This window comes from Corallococcus sp. CA054B (genome assembly GCF_003611625.1).
Lineage (GTDB): Bacteria > Myxococcota > Myxococcia > Myxococcales > Myxococcaceae > Corallococcus > Corallococcus coralloides.
The window spans coordinates 1-2,403 of sequence record NZ_RAVY01000375.1; the positions used below are offsets into that span (position 1 = coordinate 1).

2 protein-coding genes are annotated in these 2,403 nt (G+C 67.9%); both read left to right on the forward strand.

Annotated features, from left to right (window positions below; genetic code table 11):
- Window positions 1-62 precede the first annotated feature (62 nt).
- On the forward strand, window positions 63-1,949 hold the full coding sequence (locus D7V80_RS40745) for an ATP-binding protein (RefSeq protein ID WP_233586094.1): 1,887 nt from the start codon (window positions 63-65) through the stop codon (window positions 1,947-1,949).
- A gap of 59 nt (window positions 1,950-2,008) precedes the next feature.
- Window positions 2,009-2,403: hypothetical protein (locus tag D7V80_RS40750; protein WP_199738994.1), on the forward strand; the 395-nt coding region annotated here is incomplete at its 3' end.

The window sequence follows — 2,403 nt, forward strand, 5'->3', positions numbered from 1 at the left end:
CACGGGCCCCGGTTCCCCAGCCGCCGCCCGCGGAGCCGCCGCGCAACGAAGTCGCGCTGCCCCTGCCGGACAGGGCGAAGGGCGAAATCGACGCGGCGAAGGAGCGGGCGGAGGCGCTCAAGGCCGACCCGGAGCTGGAGAACGCCGTGGGCTTCACCCACTTCGACACCAGCGCGAGCCACGACAACCTCGTCACCGTCCTGTCCACGAAGGAGGACCTGCACCGGCTGGCGTCGCAGACGCTGGTGCGCATCAAGTGCCGCGAGGACGACAGGGCCTACCTGGGCGTCGTCGTCCGGGGGCCCTTCGCGGAGCCGAACGCCGTTCCCGCGAACTCCACCATGGCCATTGGCGTGGTGACCCACGGCAAGAAGCTCTCGTACACCTTCGAGTACCACGGCCGCGCGGAGGTGGAGATCCTCGGGGAGGAGGTCGCGGGCGTGCTCAAGCCGCACCGCTTCCGTCCCCGGCCGCAGAGCCCCGTCTTCGTGCTCGACGAGGAGGAGAGCGCGAAGGTGCTGGGTGTCAGCGGGGAGATGAGCATTGGCACGGTGGTGGGCTACGAGCGGATGGAGGCGCGCATCAACGCCCGCGACAAGTCCGTGCTGCCCCGGCACACCGGCATCATCGGGACGACGGGCGGCGGCAAGTCCACCACGGTGGCCACGCTCATCCACCGCGCGCAGAGCTCCGGCATCGCCACCATCGTCTTCGACGTGGAGGGCGAGTACACGCACGTGGACCGGCCCACGGACCACCACGCCATGGTGGAGACCCTCAAGCGCCGGAACCAGAAGCCCGAGGGCGTGAAGGACCTGCACATCCATCACCTGGTCGGCCGTGAGAGCCGCAACCCGCGCCACAAGAACAAGCACGCCTTCTCGTTGAACTTCTCCAGCCTGTCGCCCTACGCGCTGGCGGAGATCCTCGACATGTCGGAGGCGCAGCAGGAGCGCTTCCTCAAGGCGTACGACGTCACGAAGCTCTTGCTGGAGGACTTCGAGGTCTATCCGGTGACGGAGGAGGAGCGACGGGACGCGCTGGAGGTGGACGAGCTGTCCACGGGCTACCCGAAGATGACCATCCAGCACCTGCTGGACGTGGTGAACGCCTACCTCTACAGCATGAGCGACGAGGGCAAGGCCGAGGGCAAGAGCAAGCCGCGCCGCGCCGCGAAGTCAAAGGGGACGATCTCGGACGAGATCGAAGTGTTGGAAGAGGACGAGGGGCCTCCAGCCAACTCCCTGACGCTCTACAGCGTCTTCAAGAACGACCCCGGCAAGGTGATGCGGCGGGTGATGGCGCAGAGCAGCCGCAACGTCATCAGCTGGAAGGCGCTGGCCAGCAAGCTTCAGCGGCTGCGCCGGCTGAACATCTTCGACATGGGAGCCACGGAGGGCGTGAAGTACGACACCATGCTCTCGCCAGGGCGGGTGTCCGTCATCGATCTGTCGGACACGGAGTCCCCCCAGCTCAACAACCTGGTCATCGCGGACATCCTGCGAGGCATCCAGGAGCGGCAGGAGGCCAGCTACGAGAAGGCCCACCGCGAGGGCAAGGACATCACGCCGGTCCTCATCATCATTGAAGAGGCCCACGAGTTCCTGTCCGCCAGCCGCATCGCGCAGATGAAGACCCTCTTCGAACAGGTCGCTCGCATCGCGAAGCGGGGCCGCAAGCGCTGGCTGGGGCTCGTCTTCGTCACCCAGCTCCCGCAGCACCTGCCTTCCGAGGTGCTGGCCCTGCTCAACAACTTCATCATCCACAAGATTACTGACGGGGCCGTCATCAACCAGTTGAAGAAGAGCGTGGGCAGCATCGATGAAAGCCTGTGGAGCCGTGTGTCGCGGCTCGCTCCAGGCCAGGCGCTGATGTCGTTCAGCCACTTCACCCGGCCCCTGATGGTGGCCGTGGACCCGGCGCCCGTGAAGCGGCTGCTCGTCGACTAGGGAGGCTTGACCCAAAGTCCAGGAACCCCGGGGGCGAGGAGCGATATAGAGCCGGCTTCATGCTCGGCTCCGCGCTCCTCGCCTCCGTCATCGTCGCCCAGGCTCCTGTGTCCCCGGCCTCACGTGCCGCGGAAGCACTGGGCCTGGGCCCCGTCCTCGACTCCGTCATCCACCAGGGGGTGACCTACGTCGCGCTCGGCCGTGGCGGCATCGCCGTGCTCAAGCTCGACGGCGCGGCGCCCCAACTCGTGCGGCGCATCGAGGAGGGCCGGCGCTTCGTGCGGCTCGTCGTCGTGGGCCAGTCGCTCCTCGCCGTCGAGCAGCGCGAGGAGGCCCATGCGTTCTCCCTCGCCACGCCAGAGCAGCCCCAGCCGGACTCGCTGGCCTCCGCGCTGGGCGCGGCGCGCGACCTCACCGTCGTCACGCAGGCTCCGCCTCCGCCCCAGTCCCCGCC